Annotated in this window: 20 protein-coding genes; 8 read left to right on the top strand and 12 right to left on the bottom strand. The window is 61.3% G+C overall.

Annotation, left to right across the window (positions count from 1 at the left end):
* Positions 1–2,271, bottom strand: coding sequence for an EAL domain-containing protein (locus V1294_RS25435; RefSeq protein WP_334500943.1), 2,271 nt, complete (start codon positions 2,269–2,271; stop codon positions 1–3).
* A gap of 208 nt (positions 2,272–2,479) precedes the next feature.
* Here V1294_RS25435 and V1294_RS25440 point away from each other — a divergent pair, with 208 nt between their 5' ends.
* Positions 2,480–2,620, top strand: a complete 141-nt coding sequence (locus V1294_RS25440) for a hypothetical protein (RefSeq protein ID WP_334500945.1) — start codon at positions 2,480–2,482, stop codon at positions 2,618–2,620.
* Between the two features lie 194 nt (positions 2,621–2,814).
* On the opposite strand, the gene V1294_RS25445 is transcribed toward V1294_RS25440, so the two are convergent.
* The gene (locus tag V1294_RS25445) at positions 2,815–3,348 is read right to left on the bottom strand and encodes a hypothetical protein (RefSeq protein ID WP_108518326.1); all 534 of its coding nucleotides are present in this window, start codon (positions 3,346–3,348) and stop codon (positions 2,815–2,817) included.
* A 313-nt stretch (positions 3,349–3,661) separates the two neighbouring features.
* On the opposite strand from V1294_RS25445, the gene V1294_RS25450 reads away from it, so the two are divergent.
* Positions 3,662–4,225 (top strand): phosphatase PAP2 family protein, encoded by a 564-nt coding sequence (locus tag V1294_RS25450; RefSeq protein ID WP_334500948.1) that lies wholly within the window; start codon positions 3,662–3,664, stop codon positions 4,223–4,225.
* Positions 4,226–4,297: 72 nt separating this feature from the next.
* On the opposite strand, the gene V1294_RS25455 is transcribed toward V1294_RS25450, so the two are convergent.
* Together V1294_RS25455 and V1294_RS25460 are read right to left on the bottom strand one after the other, a co-directional pair.
* A complete protein-coding gene (locus tag V1294_RS25455) occupies positions 4,298–4,789 on the bottom strand; it encodes a YciE/YciF ferroxidase family protein (RefSeq protein ID WP_334500950.1) in 492 nt (163 codons plus the stop codon).
* Between the two features lie 71 nt (positions 4,790–4,860).
* Positions 4,861–5,313: a PPC domain-containing DNA-binding protein gene (locus tag V1294_RS25460; RefSeq protein WP_334500953.1), complete on the bottom strand. Its 453-nt coding sequence runs from the start codon at positions 5,311–5,313 to the stop codon at positions 4,861–4,863.
* A 211-nt stretch (positions 5,314–5,524) separates the two neighbouring features.
* On the opposite strand from V1294_RS25460, the gene V1294_RS25465 reads away from it, so the two are divergent.
* The 3 genes from V1294_RS25465 (at position 5,525) to V1294_RS25475 (ending at position 7,388) form a co-directional block, all read left to right on the top strand.
* The gene (locus V1294_RS25465; protein WP_334500955.1) at positions 5,525–6,424 is read left to right on the top strand and encodes a DUF6328 family protein; all 900 of its coding nucleotides are present in this window, start codon (positions 5,525–5,527) and stop codon (positions 6,422–6,424) included.
* A gap of 180 nt (positions 6,425–6,604) precedes the next feature.
* Positions 6,605–6,955, top strand: coding sequence for a hypothetical protein (locus V1294_RS25470; protein WP_334479674.1), 351 nt, complete (start codon positions 6,605–6,607; stop codon positions 6,953–6,955).
* A 229-nt stretch (positions 6,956–7,184) separates the two neighbouring features.
* Positions 7,185–7,388 (top strand): hypothetical protein, encoded by a 204-nt coding sequence (locus V1294_RS25475; protein ID WP_334504818.1) that lies wholly within the window; start codon positions 7,185–7,187, stop codon positions 7,386–7,388.
* Between the two features lie 1,092 nt (positions 7,389–8,480).
* Here V1294_RS25475 and V1294_RS25480 read toward each other — a convergent pair.
* Positions 8,481–8,747, bottom strand: coding sequence for a hypothetical protein (locus V1294_RS25480; protein ID WP_334500956.1), 267 nt, complete (start codon positions 8,745–8,747; stop codon positions 8,481–8,483).
* Positions 8,748–8,943: 196 nt separating this feature from the next.
* Here V1294_RS25480 and V1294_RS25485 point away from each other — a divergent pair, with 196 nt between their 5' ends.
* Positions 8,944–10,782, top strand: coding sequence for an alkaline phosphatase family protein (locus V1294_RS25485; protein WP_334500957.1), 1,839 nt, complete (start codon positions 8,944–8,946; stop codon positions 10,780–10,782).
* A gap of 19 nt (positions 10,783–10,801) precedes the next feature.
* On the opposite strand, the gene V1294_RS25490 is transcribed toward V1294_RS25485, so the two are convergent.
* From V1294_RS25490 to V1294_RS25520, 7 genes are all read right to left on the bottom strand, one after another.
* Positions 10,802–10,981: a hypothetical protein gene (locus V1294_RS25490; RefSeq protein WP_108518311.1), complete on the bottom strand. Its 180-nt coding sequence runs from the start codon at positions 10,979–10,981 to the stop codon at positions 10,802–10,804.
* Between the two features lie 42 nt (positions 10,982–11,023).
* Entirely contained in the window at positions 11,024–11,260 is a 237-nt protein-coding gene (locus V1294_RS25495; RefSeq protein ID WP_334500958.1) for a hypothetical protein, read from the bottom strand.
* Positions 11,261–11,571: 311 nt separating this feature from the next.
* Positions 11,572–12,261: a hypothetical protein gene (locus V1294_RS25500; RefSeq protein ID WP_334500959.1), complete on the bottom strand. Its 690-nt coding sequence runs from the start codon at positions 12,259–12,261 to the stop codon at positions 11,572–11,574.
* A gap of 362 nt (positions 12,262–12,623) precedes the next feature.
* Complete coding sequence (locus tag V1294_RS25505; protein WP_334500961.1) at positions 12,624–13,145, bottom strand: hypothetical protein; 522 nt, start codon at positions 13,143–13,145, stop codon at positions 12,624–12,626.
* A 95-nt stretch (positions 13,146–13,240) separates the two neighbouring features.
* Complete coding sequence (locus V1294_RS25510; protein ID WP_334500964.1) at positions 13,241–15,082, bottom strand: caspase family protein; 1,842 nt, start codon at positions 15,080–15,082, stop codon at positions 13,241–13,243.
* Positions 15,083–15,146: 64 nt separating this feature from the next.
* Positions 15,147–17,015 carry a caspase family protein gene (locus tag V1294_RS25515; RefSeq protein WP_334500967.1) on the bottom strand — a complete coding sequence of 623 codons (1,869 nt, stop codon included), beginning with the start codon at positions 17,013–17,015 and terminating at the stop codon, positions 15,147–15,149.
* A gap of 848 nt (positions 17,016–17,863) precedes the next feature.
* The gene (locus tag V1294_RS25520; RefSeq protein WP_334500969.1) at positions 17,864–18,454 is read right to left on the bottom strand and encodes a hypothetical protein; all 591 of its coding nucleotides are present in this window, start codon (positions 18,452–18,454) and stop codon (positions 17,864–17,866) included.
* On the opposite strand from V1294_RS25520, the gene V1294_RS25525 reads away from it, so the two are divergent.
* Positions 18,417–18,809, top strand: coding sequence for a hypothetical protein (locus V1294_RS25525; protein WP_334500971.1), 393 nt, complete (start codon positions 18,417–18,419; stop codon positions 18,807–18,809). The genes V1294_RS25520 and V1294_RS25525 overlap by 38 nt on opposite strands.
* A gap of 121 nt (positions 18,810–18,930) precedes the next feature.
* Positions 18,931–19,590 carry a peroxiredoxin gene (locus tag V1294_RS25530; RefSeq protein ID WP_334438931.1) on the top strand — a complete coding sequence of 220 codons (660 nt, stop codon included), beginning with the start codon at positions 18,931–18,933 and terminating at the stop codon, positions 19,588–19,590.
* Positions 19,591–19,673 lie beyond the last annotated feature (83 nt).

Raw genomic sequence — 19,673 nt, forward strand, 5'->3', positions numbered from 1 at the left:
CTACGCCGCGTCCTCGACGCCTGCCCTGCCCGATGCCAGCAGCGCGCGGATTTCCTGCGCCGGGCGCGCCGCGCTGAACAGAAAGCCCTGCATCTGGGTACATCCGAGATTCTGCACGGTCTCGCGCTGCTGCAGCGTCTCGACGCCTTCCGCCGTGGTGACCATGTTGCGGTCGGCGGCGATGCTCACCACCGCGCGGATGATCGAGGCCGACGAGGAGTTGCGCGTCACTTCCTTGACGAAGGAGCGGTCGATCTTGATCTTGTCGAACGGGAAGCGCTGCAGATATTGCAGCGAGGAATAGCCGGTTCCGAAATCGTCAAGCGCGATGTGAACCCCGAGCGCGCGGAGCTGGTTCAGCGTCGCGAGCGCCGCGTCGTCGTCCGCGATCAGGACGGCTTCCGTGATCTCCAGCTCCAGCCGGCGCGGGTCGAGCCCGGTCTCGGAGAGGACAGAAGCGACCTTCAGCGACAGCGTTTCCGACCGGAACTGGATCGGCGAGACATTGACAGCGATGCGGACATCGGCCGGCCAGGCCGCCGCTTCCGCGCAAGCCGTGCGCAGCACCCACTGCCCGATCTCCTCGATCAGGCCGGTTTCCTCGGCCACCGGCACGAAGTCGGCCGGCGAGACCATGCCGCGCACCGGATGCCGCCAGCGCAATAGCGCCTCGCAGCCGGTGACACGATCGCTGCCCAGGTCGACCTGCGGCTGATAGTGCAGTTCGAAGCCGCCCTGCGCCAGCGCCGCGCGCAAATCCGCCTCCAGCTCGCGGCGATGATTGGCCTGCTGTTCCATCGCGGGATCGAAGAAGCGATAGGTCCTGCGGCCGGCCGCCTTCGCCGCATACATCGCGAGATCGGCGTTCTTCAGGAGATAGAACAGGTCCGAGCCGTCGCGCGGGGCGATCGCAATGCCGATGCTGGCATCGCTGGAAAGCTGGTGGCCGTGGCAGTCGAACGGGGTGCGCAGCGCCTGATAGATCCGCGCGACCAGCGCGTGAACGTCCTCGCCGCTCTCGATGCCGTGCTGAAGGATGGCGAATTCGTCCCCGCCGAGGCGGGCGATGAAATCTTCGGGGCCGACTGACTGCCGCAGCCGCTCCGCCACGCCCTTCAGGAATTCGTCGCCGATCAGATGTCCCAGCGTGTCGTTGATGCGCTTGAACTCGTCGATGTCGAGATAGAGGATCGCGAATTCGCGCCCCTCGGCTTCCAGCAGCAATCCTTCCGCATGGCGCTGGAACAGCGAACGGTTCGGCAGATTGGTCAGCGCGTCGTAATGGGCGAGATGTTCGATCCTGGCCTGGTCGCGCCGCCCTTCGGTGACGTCTTCCAATGTCGTCGCCCAGCCACCGTCCGGCGAGCGCTTGAAGATCAGCCGGATCGTGCGCCCGTCCGGCGTCGAGGTCACGGTGTCCTGAACCAGGCTGCTGTTGGGGTCGAGAAACCGGGCGCAATAGGCGTCGACATCGCCGACAAAGGAGCCGCGCTCCTGACGGTGCCGGATCAGGTCGCGCAGATGACAGCCGGGTTTGACCACGTCGGCCGAGAGGCCGAACATGTCGATATATCGCCGGTTGCAGATCACGAGGCGCCCCGAGGCATCGAACAACAGCAGGCCCTGCGTCATGTTGTTGATGGCAGTGTCGAGATGCTGGCTCTTCTCCGAGAGCTTGCGCTGGGCTGCGGCATGCTGCTGGCGTAGCTGACGCGCGATCAGGAAGACCATGCCGATCACGACGACGATCGCCAGCGCCGCCGCAAAGAATTGCAGCCTGGTCTGCGCCCGCCAGTCGGCGAGTGCGGTCTCGGTCTTCGTGGTCGCGACGATCAGAATCGGAAAGTGCATCAGCGACTTGACCGCGCCGACCTTTTCTTCCGACAATCTCGCACTGGTGAAGCGTCCCGATATGTTGCCGTCCACGGCCAGCGCGCGTTGAAACGCCTCGGTGCCGGCAACATTGAAGCCGATCAGGCTGTCGTTCTTGGGATAGCGGGCGATGATGGTACCGTTGCGGTGAATCATCGAGATCGCGGTACCGCTGTTGAGCTCCAGCGATCCAACAAAAGCGTCGAAATGCGAAGGCTCGACACCGCGGCTGGCGAAGCCGATGATCTCGCCGTTCCGGCCAACGATCCTGCGCGCAAACAGGGTGGTCCAGTTCTTCGTCACCTTGCTGACGACCGGCTCGACGATCACGTCGGACGTCGGTCTCCCGGATGTGAACTCCTTGAAGTACTGGCGGTCGGCGATGCTGAGGTCCGGCACCGGCCACACTCTCGGAGGAATTGATCAGCCACCCCTTGGCGTTCCACAGATTCAGCGCGCCGACATGCGGCAGCGCCGAGAGCTTGGAGCGGAGCATCTCGTGCGCGCTTAAGCTCGACATTCTCTGTTCGAATTCATCAGACGTGTCGACCCCATCGGCCTGCATGCCGGCGACGACGTCCTCGTGCACGTGTTGGAGATCGCTCAGTTGCTGGTCGAAATGCCGCGACAGCAGCAGCGCGCTGTTGTTGAGCTCGCGCTCGGCGACTTCCAGCGCCCGCTCGCGATATTGCATCGCGAAATAGCCGGTGCCGAGCATGATTGCGATCACGAGCACCGCAGCACTTAAGATCAGCCACTGGATGGCACTCAACCTGATCCGCCACGGCATGCCGCCGTCAAACAGCGGCTGGCTCTCCGCGACGATGTCTTGCGATGAATTATTCAGCATTTCCGCTGCCCCCACAGGCGCTTGTTGTAGGGAACACAACCCAAAAGGGCGTTAGCAAAATGAGTTATCGCGAGGTTAACGCGGCGGCGGAATCAGGCGGTTTCGGTTTCCGCCAGTTCGTCTTCCTTGAGGCTGCACTCGATCAGCGCGCCGTCGATCGTGAACTTCGAAAACAGCGAAGCCGGCGGCGAGGCCTGCAACGCCGCGAAGTATTGTGAATCTCCGGGGCTCTTCAGGAAGAAGCGGATGTGGTTGGCCGACATCGTGTCCCTCGACAGCCACACGATGCCGGAGAACAGCGCCACCATCATCTGGGCGTATTGGCCGGCGTCTGCGATGCCCAGTTCATAGACCGGCGACACCAGGATAAAGCGCGCCCGCAGGATCGGCGACGGGAATTTGCTCATCATCAGGCGGCTGACCTGGCAGGCCGCATGAATCCGCTCGCCGTCGGAAAGGCAGTACAGGCTGGGATGGTCGCCGTCCTTGGTCAGGGCATCATAGGTCGTGAAACTTCCCGTCGAAAAGGTCGAAAAGTCCTCGCCGACGCTTTCAGCGTCCTTCTTCCACTGGCCCTTGATCGACCGCCAGGACCTGTCCGGCTCTTTCATCGGCAGAAGGCGCATGACTAACCAGAGGTTAATGCAGGAATTGATGCCGGTATTTTACGGACGGCGGCTAAACGTTTGCTTACGCTGGCGCCTGTCCGCGCAAATATTTGTTCGGCCTCGTAAAACTACTACCTTGGGGGCGTTTTGCCGCGGCGTTTCCTCGCAGTGTCGGCCTCGCTGCAGCCAGTGAAAGCGACCACAGGAACGATCGGGCCCGGTGCGGGTTTTCCCGTATCGACGTTTCTCTCCCCCGCGACGTCGAACTCGAACCCCGCCGAACATCCATGGACGGGTTGGCAGGGATCCTTTTATTCCGGTTGAAAGACGGATGATGGCGCTGTTTCCGATACGGCCAACTCAGGCCGACATCGAAATCGCGGAACGGATTTCGGATCACACCCGTCCGGAAGTCGAACAGATTGCCAAGATCCTCACCTGGGGCGCCGACGAGCACGTCGTTTGCGCGCTCGCCGCAGGCTGGTGGCTCTACTGCAGGCATCGAAGCGCGCGCCATCGCACCGACAGCAACCATATCCTGCTGACGACGGTCGCCGCTACGCTTCTGCCGCATTTGTTGAAGTCGATCTTCGACCAGAGACGCCCCGACCGTCTGATGGTCCGCGGGCACCTTCACGGCGTGCCGTTTTCGGGAAAACCTCTCGACGCCTTTCCATCCGGCCATGCCATCCATGTCGGCGCGATGGCATCGGCGGCCGCCGCGCTGCCGCCCGCGCAACGCAGCCTGGCCTGGTCGATCGGCGCGGGCCTGGTCCTGACGCGGATCGTTCTCTTGGCGCACTGGACCAGCGATGTGATCGCCGGCCTTGCGATCGGCGCTGCGGTCGAACGACTGCTCCGACGCTGGACGGGTTTCGGATTGTCGCACAGATAGTCGAGGCTTGCGGCGTCTCGTGCAGACAGGGCCGGCGGCGCTCGCCACGGCGCCGTCGGCCGGCTTGCGGTCTTACGCCGCGGCCTCATAGTTGACAGCGGTCTCCGCGATCTTGGTCAGGGTTTCGTCGGTCTTCTTCTCTTCTGTCAAAGTCTGGTCGATCAGCTTCACAGCTTGCGGATTATTGAGCTTGGCCGCCCAGGCTTTCAGGGTGCCGTAGCGCGAAATCTCGTAATGCTCGACCGCCTGGGCTGCGGCCAGCAGGCCGGCATCGAGCGCAGGCGTATCGGCATACTCCTCCATGATCTCCTTGCCTTCATCGAGGATGCCCTCGATGGCATCGCACTTCTTGCCGCGCGCAGCCTTGCCGAGCAACTCGAATATCTGTTCCAGGCGCTCGACCTGTCCCTCGGTCTCATCATGGTGCTTTTCGAACGCGGCCCGCAGCTTGTCCGAATTCGCGGCCTTTGCCATTTTCGGCAGCGCCTTCAGGATCTGCTTTTCGGCGTAGTAGATGTCTTTGAGCGTATCGAGAAATAGTTCGTTGAGATCCTTCTCAGCCATGTCGTCCTCCATTGTTTGGCAGGCGGACAACATGGGATTGAACGTAATGTTCCTAAGCCGCGCGCGACACCTCAACCGCGCGCAGCCGCAAGATCGATCAGCGCAATCCCGAGGTCCGGCCGCTTCCTTCGTCGAAGTGTTGCCGGGACTTCGGTCAGGACCACCTCGAGCGTTGGTCTCACCGTGCCTGCCAGCAGGTGGCCGCCGCGGGTCGAGCCGTCGGCGAGCCCCAGCACGATGTGGACATGGAGGCTCGGCTTGCCGTCATCGCCGACGGCGATGTCTCCGGTCGCACTGAGAACCTCGCATTGCTCATTGACCTCGATCTTGCGGTAGCTCTTCGAGGCGATGTCGAACCAGCCGACGGTGGCCCGCTCGAAGGCGCCGATGGCGGTCAGGGAGGCCGCGGAAATCCCTGCTTCATTGGCGAAGCGGGTGAGCACTGCAAACGCCTCCTCGCCCGTGTCAAGAATGATGACGTGAACCTGCGCCTGCTCGTCGGCGCCGATGCGCTTGCTCTTCATGGATAACCTCGCAATTGCCGTTCAGGCCGCGCCACGTCTGCAGCTCGACGGTTACGCCCGCCTCCTTGAGGCGGGTCGCGCGGCACTCCCGGTCAATCGGCGTCGCCAGACATCGTTCCAAGCGGTTCGAATTCGAGCAGGTTCGCGATGCCGCAGGCGAGCCGCCCTGGAACTCCGCAATCTGAGGGAAGTTCAATAGGCGGAGATGGCGATGGATGTCGAAAGCCGCCTGAAGACTGCGCTCGATGAATCGAGGCTCCTGATCCTCGGAGCCCAAGTGCTGTTCGGATTCCAGTTCGAGGCGGTTTTTCAGGAACGCTTTCCGGACGTCTCCGACACCGCCCGGCATATGCATGGTGCGGGGCTTGTGCTGATGCTGATGAGCATCAGCCTCCTGATTGCCCCTTCGCTGTTTCATCAGATCATCTTCGCCGGCGACAGCCGGGTGGGAGCCATCGCAACGGCAACGACGCTGGCAGGCATCAGCCTGCTGCCGCTGACCGTCGGATTGGGCATCTCGGCCTTCGTGGCCCTCGAACATATTTTCGGCCGCACCTTCGCTATCGCCGCCGGCTCGTCATTTACCGCCGTCGGCCTGGCGCTGCTGTACGGCCTCGGCTTTGCGCTGAGACGGGATCGGAAGAACCAGATGCAGGAAATGTCCAACGAGACGTCGCTGAAATCCAAGATCGAGCAGATGCTGACGGAGGCCCGGGTCATCATCCCGGGCGGCCAGGCGCTTCTCGGGTTTCAACTGATCGCCACCTTCACGAAGGCGTTCAACGAGCTGCCGGACCTGTTCAAATATATCCATTGTGCCGCGCTGTGTGCGGTGGCGCTAGCCGTCATCCTCTTGATGACACCCGCCGCCGTTCACCGCCTGGGCTTTCAGGGCGAAGACGATCCGGATTTCTTCGAGATCGGCTCCCGTCTTGTGATCGCCGCCTCGATACCATTGGCCATCGGCATTGCCGCTGACGTCGCAGTGGTGTTCTTCAAGACCACCGACGATACGGTCATAGCGCTGAGCGCCGGCGCGATTGCGCTGGTCGCGTTGCTTGCGTTCTGGCTGGTTTATCCGATCTGGCACCGCGCTCGCGTTTCAGGATAGTCGCGGATGGAAGGCACATTTCGACAGCGTTGCCGGAACGCTACGTTCCGTTTTTTTGACCCCGAGGCGGAACTGAAACCTCACATCCGTTTGAAGTAATCCGATCACGATATCGGAACGGTCGCTGGCGCGCCTCGTTGGCCCCAGGTCACTGCAAGGCCACTAAAACGGAGGCAACTTATGAACTTGAAGCTCCTGACCGCAGCCGCAGTTCTTTCTACTGCCGTCGCGGCGCCGGCGCTGGCGCAGGATGCTCACGGAAGGTCGGATGCCATCCGGCAGTATCAGACCAGCGACCGCTACTATCATCGACACGGCGGATTCTGGCCGGGTGACGTAGCGGCCGGCATCGTCGGCGGCGCCATCGGTACCGCGGGCGCGATCGCCACAGCGCCGTTCCGGAACGACGTTTACGCGTATAATGACGGCTATTACGGGCGCCGCTACTATGGCGGCTACAACAGCGGTTTCGTCTGTCAGCCCGGAACGACGTTCTGGGGTGACGACGGTCGACGTCATATCTGTCAGTAACAAGAGCGCATGAAAGACTGGAGAGGCGGCCCCGCGGCCGCCTCTTTTCTTGCGACGGCAGGTTCAAGTCGGTTGTGCAGACCGGAATCTCATGAAGGAGCGATACCGTTCAGCCCTCGCTCTATGCCGCGAAGCGGGCTTAGCGGCGCTGCTCTGTTTTGATTCCAACCGTTTTTGGATCAAAAAACAGCGCGCCGCGTTGAGTCATCGAACCGAATCCGAGATCCAAATGATTAGAGACCACGCCTTCAAGCGTCGAGAGACGACGCCAGCCGAGCGCGAAGCCCGCAAGGCGTTCAGAGAGGTCATACCCGGAAAGGCCATGACTGATTACGCAAAGGCGCAGAAATCCTTCCACGAAAACCGTGAGCGCCTGAAGGCGGAGCGGCTAGCCCGAGAGGCAAAAGCGAAGGCGCGATCACCTTCCGATTGATGATTTAATCGACGCCCATTCGCCGGTTGCCGAATTTTCCCGATTTTCGATCCCTGTGTAGCTTTGTGCGCAGACGGCGCGAGCGAATGTCGGTCTGCTATCCTGATTCCTGTTTTCCGTCGGCCATCGAGCGGGCGCTTGGTTGGAATTTGATAGTGGCCTGTTCTGGATTACGAGCGCATAAAGTGGGATGTCCGAATCTCATCACCGATCGTGTCAGTGCGGCGCGGTTTACAACCGGACGGAATCCATGGCCCCAGACGACAGATAAGCAGCTTCGAATGCTTGCTGTGCGGTACGACCATGGAAAACTGGAATACGGCTTGGGTGCCAGCTTACCGCTTGATCGCGGGGCCGGCCGTGATGCCCAAGAAACCCGCGCCAGAAGCTCCGGCCCCAGAATCTCCGGCCAAAGGCTAACAGTTTTGTTCTCGCTTTCTTGTGTCGCATAGCGGACAATGCGCTATCACCGCACGGCCTTCGGCTTTTATCGGTGATGAGAACGCCGGTTGCGCTCCCGCCCCATGCGAACAGGAGCAGCGCCGATGCAAAGACGTCATTTCAAACAAACCGCCCCTTTGGAACTGCGCCTCGAAGAGCAGGCAAAGCGCCTGCGCCAGGAAGCAAAGGGCACCCCTCCAGGGGTCGAGCGTGAGAAGCTGATCCGCAGGGCCCGGCAGGCGGAGACGGCCTCGCATATAAGTCAGTGGATCAGCTCAAAGGGGCTCCAGCCTCCGTCTCAGTAGCACACGGATGCAGAGATTACCGCGCTTACATCCTTGGGTCGGAAGGCCATGTATGCAATCGCGTTGACCTGCGTTGCGACGATGATGGCGAGGCCATCGGGCTCGCCAAGCAGCCGGTTGATGTTCGCGACGTTGGAGAGGCTGCGCGGTGCCGCCGCTTCGCGGCCCGGACAACGATGCCGAGGCCGTGGCCCGCCTTATCAAGCTTGCCGAAGAGTACGAAGCGAAGGCGGCGAGGAAGTAAATATCGCCTCAGGTCGCGGACCTTTAATTTATTCAAAGGCCGCGGCCGTCAATCGACTACTTTAATTTAGAGGCTCACGCCGTACGCACACCCAGAGACGGCCTAACCCTTTTTCTTCTTGCCCGGCGGATCGCCGCCGCGGTCCACTCGGCTCACACGCTGGGCACGCTCCTTGTCCCGCGGCTGCTCTTGTCCACGCTCATCGCGGACGATGCCCTGATCGCTGCCGCCCTCGTCATGGTGACCGCGTCCCGGCTCCGTCGCCTCGCGTTGCTGCTCCTTGCCCTCCTTCACCAGCAGCTCATCTCCGAGCATTTGCCCGATGATCTGTTTGGTCTGGGCTTCGGCTTTCTGTTGGAACTTGCTCATGGCTGGCCTCCTGCCAATGAAAACGGCGGCGGGGCTCCGATGTTTCCTCCGCGAGGCCCAACCTTTGACGGGGCGCGGACGCTTGCTGCCCGCCCTTGAGGCCGGTTCCACACAATGTAACAATCCTGTCGCAGAGCAAAACTAAACGGAAAGCGGCGGCGGATCGCCGCAACTGCTTTTCTGTGGGGGGAACCAGATGCGCCACACAACCCTGTTGCTATCAGCCGGTCTGATCGCACTCATCGCAGGCTCGGCATCCGCGCAAAACGCCACCCCGCGTAACCTGATCCTGTTCGTACCGGACGGTTTGCGCGGCCGCATCGTGACGCCGCAGACCGCGCCTGCGATGGCCGAGGTACGCGACAAGGGCGTCAACTTCAGGAACTCGCATTCGCTGTTCCCGACCTTCACCATGGCGAACGGCTCGGCGATGGCCAGCGGCCATTACCTCGGCGATACCGGCACCTTCAGCAACACGATCTACACCGGCCGCCCCATCGCCCACTCCAACAACACGGTGACACCGTTCCTCGAGGTCAATCCCGTCCTGCTCGAGGTCGACGAGCATTTCGGCGGCGACTATTTGAACGAAGAGACGCTTTTGAAGATGGCGCGCGAGAAGGGCTACAGCACCGCCGCGATCGGCAAGCTTGGTCCGACCTATCTTTTCGACCATACCGACGGCGGCAAGAATTCCATCGTGATCGACGACTCCACCGGTAGCAAGAATGGCGTGCCGCTGTCCGATGAAATGAAGGACGCGCTGACCAAGGCCGGCCTCCCCTTGGTGACGACCCCGCGCGGGGAAAACAGCAAGGCCGGCGACGCCAAAACACCGGGCACCACGACGGCGAATGTCGCGCAGCAGGCCTACATGGCCGACGTCGCGGCCAAGGTCGTATTGCCGATGTTCAAGGCGCGCAACAAGCCGTTCGTACTGGTGTTCTGGTCGCGCGATCCCGACGGCAGCCAGCACAATACCGGCGACAGCCTCAACACCATTACCCCCGGCATCAACGGGCCGACCTCGATGGCCGGCATCAAGAACGCGGACGATAACCTGGCGCAGTTGCGCAAGGCGCTGGACGAACTCGGCCTTGCCGCGACGACCAACATCATCGTCTCCTCCGATCACGGCTTCTCGACGATCTCGAAGGAGAGCAAGACCAGCCCTGCGGCGAAGATCGCCTACGAAGACACGCCGAAGGATTTCCTCCCCATGGGCTTTCTCGCCGTCGATCTGGCGAAGGCGCTGGACCTGCCGCTGTTCGACCCCAACGACAAGAACGCGCGCGTCGCCGACAATGCCCATCCCAAGGCAGGCAACGGCCTGTTGGGCAAAGACCCGGCAAAACCCGATCTCGTGGTCGCGACCAATGGCGGATCGGACCTGATCTACATCCCCGGCAAGGAACGCAAGCTGGCGGACCGCACCATCAAGGCGCTGCTGGAACAGGATTACGTCAGCGGCCTCTTTGTCGATGACGAACTTGGGAATTTCCCCGGCACGCTGCCGATGTCGCAGCTCGGCCTCAAGGGCAAGGCGGTCGTGCCGCATCCGTCGATCGTGGTCAACTTCCGGTCGTGGTCGTCAGGATGCGAGGAGCCGACCAACTGCTCGGTGCAGATTGCCGACACCGTGCTGCGCCAGGGTCAGGGCATGCATGGCAGCTTCAGCCGCGGCGACACCTTGAATTTTGCGGCGGCGATCGGGCCCGACTTCAAATCGGGCTATGTCGATCCCCTCCCCGTCAGCAATGCCGACGTCGGCGCCACCGCAGCTAAGATCATGGGACTGACGCAAAAGGCGAACGGCAAGCTGATCGGCCGCGTCATGACCGAAGCCATGCCCAATGGCGCAACGCCGATGGCCTATGCCGGCACCGTGAAATCGAAACCGGCAGCGAACGGCCTGCGCACCGTGCTCAACTTCCAGCGCGTCGGCTCGCAACGCTATTTCGACGCGGCGGGCTTTCCCGGCCGCACGCTCGGGCTGGATGCGGAAGGCGGCAAAAAGAAAACGGCGGGGAAATAACCCCGCCGCATGTATCGGACTATCCGATGAGCCATAGCCCCTTGTGGATGTCGAATTTCACCAGGCCTTCGTCGCGCATTTTCAGAAGCAGGGATTGGCAGGCTTCCTCATTCGGAAGATTGGCACGCCGCATGAGTTGGTAGGCCTTCTGCGGCTTCTCGCGGAGCGCATTCAGGATATTCTCGCGATCTTTCAGCATGACTGGTCCTAAAATCCAAAACTGGCGTTCATGATGAACCGCTCAGGCGATAACGAGTTTGATCGGGCCGTCTTCAAGATTTCCCGCCGCGAGCGCGTCGCGTGCCATCTTTTCGACAACAGGCCAGTTTGCGAGAAGATATTTTTGGGCCAGCGCCTTCGTCGGCAGCTCGGTTTGCAGAATGCAGCTATGCCGCGCATTCCCGTTCGCGATCTGAAAGGATACCGCTTGCGGCCCCTCGATGATCTCTTGTTCAGTGGGCTTGGCAGCAATCCGCATTCGTTAGGTCCTTTGTGATTTCTGATTTGGCCATGCTGTCGGGATCGGCATCGACCGCCGCACGTTGGCCCGTCTCTTAGCGATTGCGAATGAACGACCGGCGGCCAGCTAGGACTGATCGTCCTCGGCCTCCGGGGATCGCTTCGGCCTCTGATCCGCGATTGGCTGCGTGTTGCGGACCGCCTCGGCCAGCATGAGGCGCAACTCATCCTTCGTCATCGGTGGTTGCCGCGTGGTCGATGCTTTCCATTGTGCCATGAGAGGCTATATGGGGATGCCGGGGTGAGATTTAAACCCCCTGGCTCGCCCCATCAGTGTCCCAGCACGCCTTTTAGCCCGGTGTAGATCGACCCGCCGGCCGTCACCACCAGGCCGGCGAGCGGGCCAAGGGTCTTGATCAGCTCCTGTATCCGGCGCGCCCGTCGGCGCATGACATCCGGCCCCACATGCTGGCCAAACATCCGGGCGAGCCGCACCGCTACAGCACTCGGGCGGCCTGAAGCCGCGATCGCATTCGGCAGCGAACGCAGGATCAGCATGACCAGCAGATTTCCCGTCAAATAGGCCAGCATGATACTGAGCGCGTATTCAACAGCCTCGCGCCATTCGCGGAGGTTCTCCGGCACGATCGGCACCGCGTCGACAACTCCGATGGTGACAAGCATGGCCGTCACGCTGAGGAAGGCCGTGGCGATTCCAAACCCGGCGGCCCCCCTCACCCCGATCTTGTTGACGGCGTAGAGCATCACCCCGAACGGAATCGGGATGATCACTGACGCGATCCGCAGGTAGAGCGCGGAAACATCCAGCAGGATCGTCACAACGACATGCGCGGCGAGCAGCAGAAGCGCCGGGATCAGGACATAGAGCGCCGCGTGCCGCAGCAGGAAGCGAACCGGACGGTCCAAAAACGCGAGTTGCGTGTTGACCCGGTCCAGCTCCCGCTGGAGCCGGTCAAGCTCCGCCACGAGGTTCTGGTTTTCGATCACAATCGGCTGCACGACACGGAGATCCCTGCTGCAATGCCTGCAGATGAGAGCCTCGTCCTTAATCGTCTCGGCGCAGAAAGGGCATTCCATCAGGCGATCAATCTGCCCATGGAAGATTGGAACGCGACAAGGGTTCGCGCGCGATTTGTCTGATCAATCTTCATGCGCTGACCGGCCTGCGCCGAAGCGACTCGAGCCGGGCCTTTACCTCAACGAGCTCGGCCCGCAAGCGATCCCGCTTTTGCGACAGCGCCTGATGTTCGGCGGCCAGCGGCAAAGGAACGGCCGTATCCCGTCCGCAGGCCGCGCAGACGAGCGCATGCTCATCCTTCTCCGTTTTGCAAAAGAAGCAAGTTTCCGGCATCCCTGCCCCTCTAGTGTGCGACGCTGAGCAAAAATGTCGTCGCCGTGCGACGTCCCTCGGAATCATGGACTTCCACGCGGACCAGATGTTCGCCCGGCGGGGCTTCGGCGTCCGGAATCTCGATGCCCGTCGGCTGGGCATAAGGCCTTATTCTCGAGGTCAGATCGACGTTTGGCATTTTCAGGTAAGTCACGCGAAGCGAGTCGAGATTGATCGTTGCACCGCCGAATCCCCGAAATTTGAGTTGCAGACGTAGCGGGGAACGCGCCTCGCTGGCATCGGGACCGGCAAGGTCGATACGCGGTCCGCGCGTGACGGCGCGAGCGACATGAACGCCTTTTGGCGTGGGAAGCTGTGCTTCTTCCGGCGTGATCAGGACCACGCCGGCTCGCACGAGCGGAACCTGCGCCGTCAATATGAACGCCGCCAGCAATATTGCGCAAAAGAGTTTCACAAAAATACCCTCACGATTTCGACCATGGCACGCGAACGGACTCACGCACTGCAGCAAGCGGTAGAAATATTCGATCACCTCATCAGCGCGGGCGAGCAGCGTCGGCTACAATTAGAGTCGGACCTAACTCACTTCGGAACAATTCGACGATTCCGGCCAGCTTGTTAGCCTTCTCAGTTGCAGACTTCGATGTTTCCTCCTCCTGATCCTCCGGCTACGCTGCCACCTGCGATGGCCGCTCTGTGTTCTAGTCTGCAACCTCTTGCAATGGGCCTGCACCCTTGCAGTGTACAGACAACCTGACCTGAAGCTTGCGGTTTCGAGGAAGAATTTTCTGCCTTCGACTCAGGCTTCATCTTTCGCTCTTCGCGTTTTGCCGTTGGCTTCTTCACTTCGATCTTTTCACAAGTGTTATCGTCGCCGACTTCGTAGCCTGCCCGGCACGTGATCTTGATGCAGCGCTCGCCGTCGGCTTTAAAGCCATGATCGCAAATCAGTGGGCAAACGCGCGTCGTTTTGCTCTTGACGACATCGAGTGCATCGACGCTTGCAACCTTGACCTCCAGCTTCATCCCCGCGTGCTTGTTGAACAGATCAAGCGACCGCTGCGAGGCGGAATTCCAGTTGCCGTCCACCGCACCGGTGTTGCAGCCGACCCGCCGCAGTTCGGCCTGGAGCGACCGGGGGAGATCGATCGCCTTCGGTTGATCGGATTGGTCCGCCGGCGGCGTTAGCGCGGCGAGTTTTTCTTCCTTCGCCTTCTTTTCGGCAGCAGCTTTGGCGTCTGCAGCAGCCTTTTTGGTCTCGGCGGCAGCCTTGGCTTCTTCGGCCGCTTTGACGCGCTCAGCCTCCTTCTCGGCGGCCTTCGCAAGCGCTGCCGCCTTCGCGCGCTCGGCTTCCGCGACTTTCGCCTCTTCAGCCTTTTTCGCCAGCTCGGCAGCGACACGGGCTTTCTCGGCGGCTTTCGCCTGTTCCGCAGCCCTGGCCTGCTCGGCGGCCTTGGCGCCTTCGATGGCAAGCCGCGCCTGCTCGTCCTGGGCTGCCTTGGCCTTGTTGGTGGCTTCGATCCGCACAGCTTCCGCAGCGAGCTTGTCACGCTGCGATTTGGCGAGCGCTGTGTAAAAACCTGACGGATACTTCTCGATGAAGGCATCCCAGACGGGCTTGGTCGCTACCTGGAGCGCGAACTCATAATCGCGCCGCATCGTAGCGTCCTGATCGACCGGCGCAGCAACCGCCGCAGGCGCGGCTGGGACCAACGTTACATCGTTGCCACCCAGCGATCCGTACACAAACGGCTCCTGCGCATTACCCGTCGCCTTCAAGACATCGTCGCGGACGAAGCCAAATGCCTTGCGAAGATCAAGGCCGGGCTTGGCGAGATGATTGACCAGCGCCGCTGCAAACGGACTGTTCCTGCTATCGCCATCGGATGCGGTCGACCCCGCCTTCGCGGCAAAGGCGATCATCGTGTTGGGGCTGGAAGGCTCGACCTTGGCCAGCCCGCGGCCGATCGCGCGGGACGCAATCGTCCGCTTCATGCTTTTTGCAAACGGGTTGTCCCGGCAGGCATCGAGGATGACCAGCCGCAATTGCTTGGCCGGCTCGACCGCAACCAGTACACGGTCCAACGACAGCGTCTCGTCCAGAACATCCGTATCAGTCTCAAGCGTCGCGTCGACCGGGATGAGATAGTTGGTGCCATCCAGCTCGATGCCGTGCCCGGCATAATAGATAACCGCGACATCCGCCTCGCGGCTCCTGTTGCCGAAGTCGCGCAGCGTCTTGCGCAACTCGCCGACGGTCAGGTTCAGCTTGGATTCTACCGTATCGAAGCCTGCCGACTTGAACATCCCAGCAACAGCCGCCGCATCGTTGGCGGGATTGCTGAGCTTGGCCACGTTCCGGTAGGACGAATTGCCGATCACCAGCGCCACGCGCTTGTCCGCCAGCGCGGGCTGGCCAGCCAGGAAAATGAACCCGACCGTCAAAAAGATGTTTAGCAAAGCGCGCATCAAAAAAACTTCCAAATCGGCATACCGAATCCTAGATCCAAACACCGCGCACTTCGTCAGCCGCTCAGTTGCAGACTTCGATCTGTCCGCTGGCGCCTGAGACATATCCCGGCGCTCCGGGCCTCACGACTTGAATGCTACAGCCTTTGCCTACCGGCCTGCATCCTTGACCGGTACAAAATATCTGGCCTGAGGCTTGCGGCTTCGAAGGGGTCGATTCTAACTTGCCGCGCTCTGCCTTGTCGCGCTGCACCCTCGGTTCTTCGCGCTTTGCAGTAGGCTTCTTCGTCTCGATCTTTTCGCACGTGTTGTCGTCGCCGACCTCGTAACCAGCACGACACGTAATCTTCGTGCAGCGATCGCCATCGGCCTTGAACCCATGATCGCAAATCAGCGGGCAAACGCGCGTCGTTTTGCTCTTGACGACATCGAGTGCATCGACACTTGCAACCTTGACCTCCAGCTTCATCCCAGTGTGCTTGTTGAACAGATCGAGCGACCGCTGCGACGCCGCATTCCAGTTGCCGTCCACCGCACCCGTGTTGCAGCCAACCCGCCGCAGTTCGGCTTGAAGTGAGCGAGGAAGGTCGATCGCCTTCGGCTGGTCGGATTGGTCGGCCGGTGGCGTGAGCGCGGCGATTTTGCTCTCGCTTCCCCTCTTCGCAGCGGGCTCCTTTTCTACTTCGGCGGCTTTCAACCTCGCGGCCTCCGCAGCCTTTGCTTCCTCGGCGGCTTTTGCTGCTGCTTTCGCGCGCTCAGCTTCGGCAAGCCTTGCTTCTGCCGCTGCCTTTGCACGCTCGGCTTCCGCGACCTTCGCCTCTTCTGCCTTTTTCGCCTGTTCGGCCGCGATGCGCGCTTTTTCGGCCGCCTTGGCTTGTTCGGCCGCCTTTGCCTGTTCCGCGGCTTTAGCGCCTTCGATAGCGAGTCGTGCCTGCTCGTCCTGGGCTGCCTTGGCCTTGTTGGTGGCCTCGATCCGCGCGGCTTCGGCCGCGAGCTTGTCACGTTGCGCTTTGGCAAGTGCCGTAAAGAAGCCGGACGGATACTTCTCGATGAAGGCGTCCCACACCGGCTTGGTGCCGACCTGAAGGGCGAATTCGTAGTAGCGCTGCATGGTGGCATCGTGATCGGTCGATGCGGCGGCTGGAGCGGCCGGGGCTGCAGGCGCGGCTGGCACGAGCGTCACGTCGTTGCCGCCCAACGAGCCATAGACAAATGGCTCCTGCGCGTTGCCGGTTGCCTTCAAGACATCGTCGCGGACGAAGCCGAATGCTTTGCGCAGATCCAGACCAGGCTTGGCGAGATGATTGACCAGCGCGGCTGCGAACGGACTGTTCTTGCTGTCGCCGTCGGATGCGGTCGATCCCGCCTTCGCCGCAAAGGCGACCATGGTGTTGGGGCTGGAAGGCTCGACCTTGGCCAATCCCCGTCCGATCGCGCGGGACGCAATCGTTCGCTTCATGTTTTTGGCGAACGGGTTGTCCCGGCAGGCATCGAGGATGACCAGCCGCAATTGCTTCGCCGGCTCGACTGCGAACAGCACGCGGTCGAGCGGCAGCGTCTCGTCCAGAACATCCGCGTCCGTCTCGAGCGTGGCGTCGACCGGAATCAGATAGTTGGTGCCATCCAGCTCAATGCCGTGCCCGGCATAGTAGACAACGGCGACATCGGCATCCCGGCTCCTGTTGCCGAAATCGCGCAGCGTCTTGCGCAACTCGCCGACGGTCAGGTTCAGCTTGGACTCGACAGTGTCGAAGCCTGCGGACTTGAACATCGACGCAACAGCCGCCGCGTCGTTCGTGGGATTACTCAGCTTGGCCACGTTCCGGTAGGCCGAATTGCCGATCACCAGCGCCACGCGCTTCTCGGCAAACGCGGGCTGGCCAGCCAGCAAAGTCAGCCAGACCGTCAGGACCACCCCCAAAAACGCGCGCATCAGAAAATTTCCAAATCGGCAATGAAAACCGACACTAGCATCGAATTTGACGGTCACAATACGTAGGAATGCCGAGAGGTTAATGTGATATAAGTCACATATCTCGGTCGTGGCTTTCACTGGCGCAGGCGTCGACCGCTCGGCGCGCGTCCAAAACGCCGCAAAACGCGCTGCGCGTAAAAACGAATTTCACCAGCCGGTTCAACGTGATTTGGGTCGTCCAGATTGCGCGGCAAAAATATACCGCTTCCACCGCCGGGCAAATCACCCGCATAACTCCGCGCGTCTCACCCAATTGAGGGGCGCTCGCGATCGTCACGAACGTGCGGTGAGATGCGGTGGACGCTGGTGGCGCGATAGACGTGCGCGCCGGATGCGTACGGCGAAGTCGTGTGGTTCGGGCGCCGCGGTGCTGGCGTTAAGTTCTCGAGAAGCAAGCTTCTTGGGGGCGACGGAGGCAAAAGAGCCGTTCTCCGGGAAGAGCACGAAGTAAGCCGTAAAGCCACTGCGCAGGGAAGGCCGGGATGCTCCGCCTGTACCTGTATGCTCGTGTGCGTGTTCTTCTGTGCACGTTGCACACGAGACCGCGGGTGCAGCAAGCACCCGGTCTTCCCTGCGCCCTCTATTTCGAGGAGGGCAAACGAAGATGCAAACCTCGGACGCAATGCGCCGCGAGATCGCAAAACTGTATCCACCGTCATTGCGAGCGAAGCGAAGCAATCCATCCCACCGCGAAAAGAAAGATGGATTGCTTCGCTTCGCTCGCAATGACGGCCTCAACAGCGGTGCCAAAACAAAACGGCGGGGAATGACCCCGCCGTCTTCAGATCAGTGATCGCCAGATGAACTTACAGCATCCCCATATCCAGCATGCCCGGCAGTTGCACGAGTGGCAGCGCGGCGGCGCCGATCAGGGTTGCGACCAGCGCTGTGAGGCGGTGGTTGACGCGGCGCTTGCCGCGCATCTGGCTGGCAAGCCATTCCAGCACCTTGGTATCGATCTTGGCGGCTTGCGTCGGCGCCCAGCTCTCGATGTCGGTATCGGGCGACAGCGCCACCGTGCGCGGCGGCACCGGCAGGCCGGATTCGGACGCCGCATGATGGGCGACCGCCTTGGCCAGCAGGTCGTCGAAACGTCCGTCGTCGGTACGCTCGGCGGCGGCGTCGCTGATTTCAAACAGCGCCTCGACTTCGGCGCGGCTCACCGGCTGATGCTCGACCGCGCTGACGGTCAGGATGCGCGCGCACCAGGCAGCGTCATCGGCATCGAGCGCGCGGGAAAAATGGATACGGCCCTTGGTCGTGGGCCCCTCGCCGGTGATCACGCCGTCGCGCACAATGGTGAGCGCGTGCGCCGCGGTCTGACGGCAGGACGGTTGCGGGACGTCGTCGGATGTCTCAATGGACGTTTCAGTGGTCTTGGCAGTCGGGGCAGGCATAGTTGCACTTCTCGATTTCTTTTTCAGGTCCAGCATTTCCATACCGGGCATGAACGAGCGGTTAACGATTCGAAACTGGCATTTCGAGATTTTTACATGGTTGCCAATTGGTCGCTGTGATGCCGGTCACGGTTCAGGCCAAAGCACCCACAACGCACCCTCGGGTGCAAAGCGGCCCGGCGTGATGCGGGCGATAAAAGGCGACATCGGGGCAGCGGCGGCAGAAAAGTGGAACAGTATTGAAAAGATTGCGATCAAACAAAAGGATAGCTCCAGAACCTTACTCATCTTCGCCAAATGCGGGAGCAAACGGGTTCTTTTCGTCGCAGAGGCGCGGATCAAAAGAAGATGCTAGGAGTTCCGGGTTTGCGGAGAAGGATCTCACCTTTTGCGCTAACCGGTTCACTTAACCGCCTCAGACTCGTATAATGCTAGAGACGAATTCTCCTGTAACTTTAATAAGATGAGGTCACATCATGGCACTCCCTATTGGCGCAACCGCCCCCGATTTCGAAGCCCAGACCACCGAGGGAAAAATCAAATTCCACGACTGGATCGGCAATAGCTGGGCGCTCTTGTTCTCGCACCCGAAGGATTTCACGCCGGTTTGTACCACCGAACTCGGCGCTCTCGCGAAGTTGAAGCCGGAGTTCGACAAGCGCGGCGTCAAGCTGATGGGCCTGAGCGTCGATCCCGTCGACCGGCATTCGAAATGGTCCGAGGACATCAAGGAGACGCAGGGGGCGGCGCCGAACTACCCGATGATCGGCGATACCGACTACAACGTCTCCAAGCTTTACGAGATGCTGCCGGCTTCGACCTCGGGCGATCCCCTCACCCGCACGCCTGCAGACAACCAGACCGTCCGCAACGCGATCGTGATCGGCCCCGACAAGAAGATCAAGCTGACGATCGTCTATCCGATGACCACCGGCCGCAACTTCCAGGAGATACTGCGCGCGATCGACTCGCTGCAGCTGACCGCAAAGCATCGCGTCGCGACGCCGGCCGACTGGAAGCAGGGCGAGGACGTCATCATCGCAGGCTCCGTCAGCGACGACGAGGCGAAGACGATCTATCCGGCCGGCTGGAAGGCGCCGAAGCCCTACATCCGGATTGTACCGCAGCCGAAGTGACGAATTGAGATGTCGTAGGGTGGGCAAAGGCGTGCTTGCGCCGTGCCCACCATCAAGAGCGATGCAAGAAGTGGTGGGCACGC

The organism is Bradyrhizobium sp. AZCC 1678 (genome assembly GCF_036924765.1).
GTDB lineage: Bacteria > Pseudomonadota > Alphaproteobacteria > Rhizobiales > Xanthobacteraceae > Bradyrhizobium > Bradyrhizobium algeriense.

What these genes read in the sequence shown, in the direction of transcription:
- V1294_RS25460 (WP_334500953.1), bottom strand. Translation starts at nt 5,313, where the DNA reads ATGAAGAGCAAGCGCATCGGCGCCGACGAGCAGGCGCAGGTTCACGTC.
- V1294_RS25475 (WP_334504818.1), top strand. Translation starts at nt 7,185, where the DNA reads ATGATTAGAGACCACGCCTTCAAGCGTCGAGAGACGACGCCAGCCGAG.
- V1294_RS25515 (WP_334500967.1), bottom strand. Translation starts at nt 17,015, where the DNA reads ATGCGCGCGTTTTTGGGGGTGGTCCTGACGGTCTGGCTGACTTTGCTG.
- V1294_RS25520 (WP_334500969.1), bottom strand. Translation starts at nt 18,454, where the DNA reads ATGCCTGCCCCGACTGCCAAGACCACTGAAACGTCCATTGAGACATCC.
- V1294_RS25450 (WP_334500948.1), top strand. Translation starts at nt 3,662, where the DNA reads ATGATGGCGCTGTTTCCGATACGGCCAACTCAGGCCGACATCGAAATC.
- V1294_RS25510 (WP_334500964.1), bottom strand. Translation starts at nt 15,082, where the DNA reads ATGCGCGCTTTGCTAAACATCTTTTTGACGGTCGGGTTCATTTTCCTG.
- V1294_RS25530 (WP_334438931.1), top strand. Translation starts at nt 18,931, where the DNA reads ATGGCACTCCCTATTGGCGCAACCGCCCCCGATTTCGAAGCCCAGACC.
- V1294_RS25445 (WP_108518326.1), bottom strand. Translation starts at nt 3,348, where the DNA reads ATGCGCCTTCTGCCGATGAAAGAGCCGGACAGGTCCTGGCGGTCGATC.
- V1294_RS25470 (WP_334479674.1), top strand. Translation starts at nt 6,605, where the DNA reads ATGAACTTGAAGCTCCTGACCGCAGCCGCAGTTCTTTCTACTGCCGTC.
- V1294_RS25480 (WP_334500956.1), bottom strand. Translation starts at nt 8,747, where the DNA reads ATGAGCAAGTTCCAACAGAAAGCCGAAGCCCAGACCAAACAGATCATC.
- V1294_RS25455 (WP_334500950.1), bottom strand. Translation starts at nt 4,789, where the DNA reads ATGGCTGAGAAGGATCTCAACGAACTATTTCTCGATACGCTCAAAGAC.
- V1294_RS25525 (WP_334500971.1), top strand. Translation starts at nt 18,417, where the DNA reads ATGGACGTTTCAGTGGTCTTGGCAGTCGGGGCAGGCATAGTTGCACTT.
- V1294_RS25490 (WP_108518311.1), bottom strand. Translation starts at nt 10,981, where the DNA reads ATGCTGAAAGATCGCGAGAATATCCTGAATGCGCTCCGCGAGAAGCCG.
- V1294_RS25465 (WP_334500955.1), top strand. Translation starts at nt 5,525, where the DNA reads ATGGATGTCGAAAGCCGCCTGAAGACTGCGCTCGATGAATCGAGGCTC.
- V1294_RS25485 (WP_334500957.1), top strand. Translation starts at nt 8,944, where the DNA reads ATGCGCCACACAACCCTGTTGCTATCAGCCGGTCTGATCGCACTCATC.
- V1294_RS25495 (WP_334500958.1), bottom strand. Translation starts at nt 11,260, where the DNA reads ATGCGGATTGCTGCCAAGCCCACTGAACAAGAGATCATCGAGGGGCCG.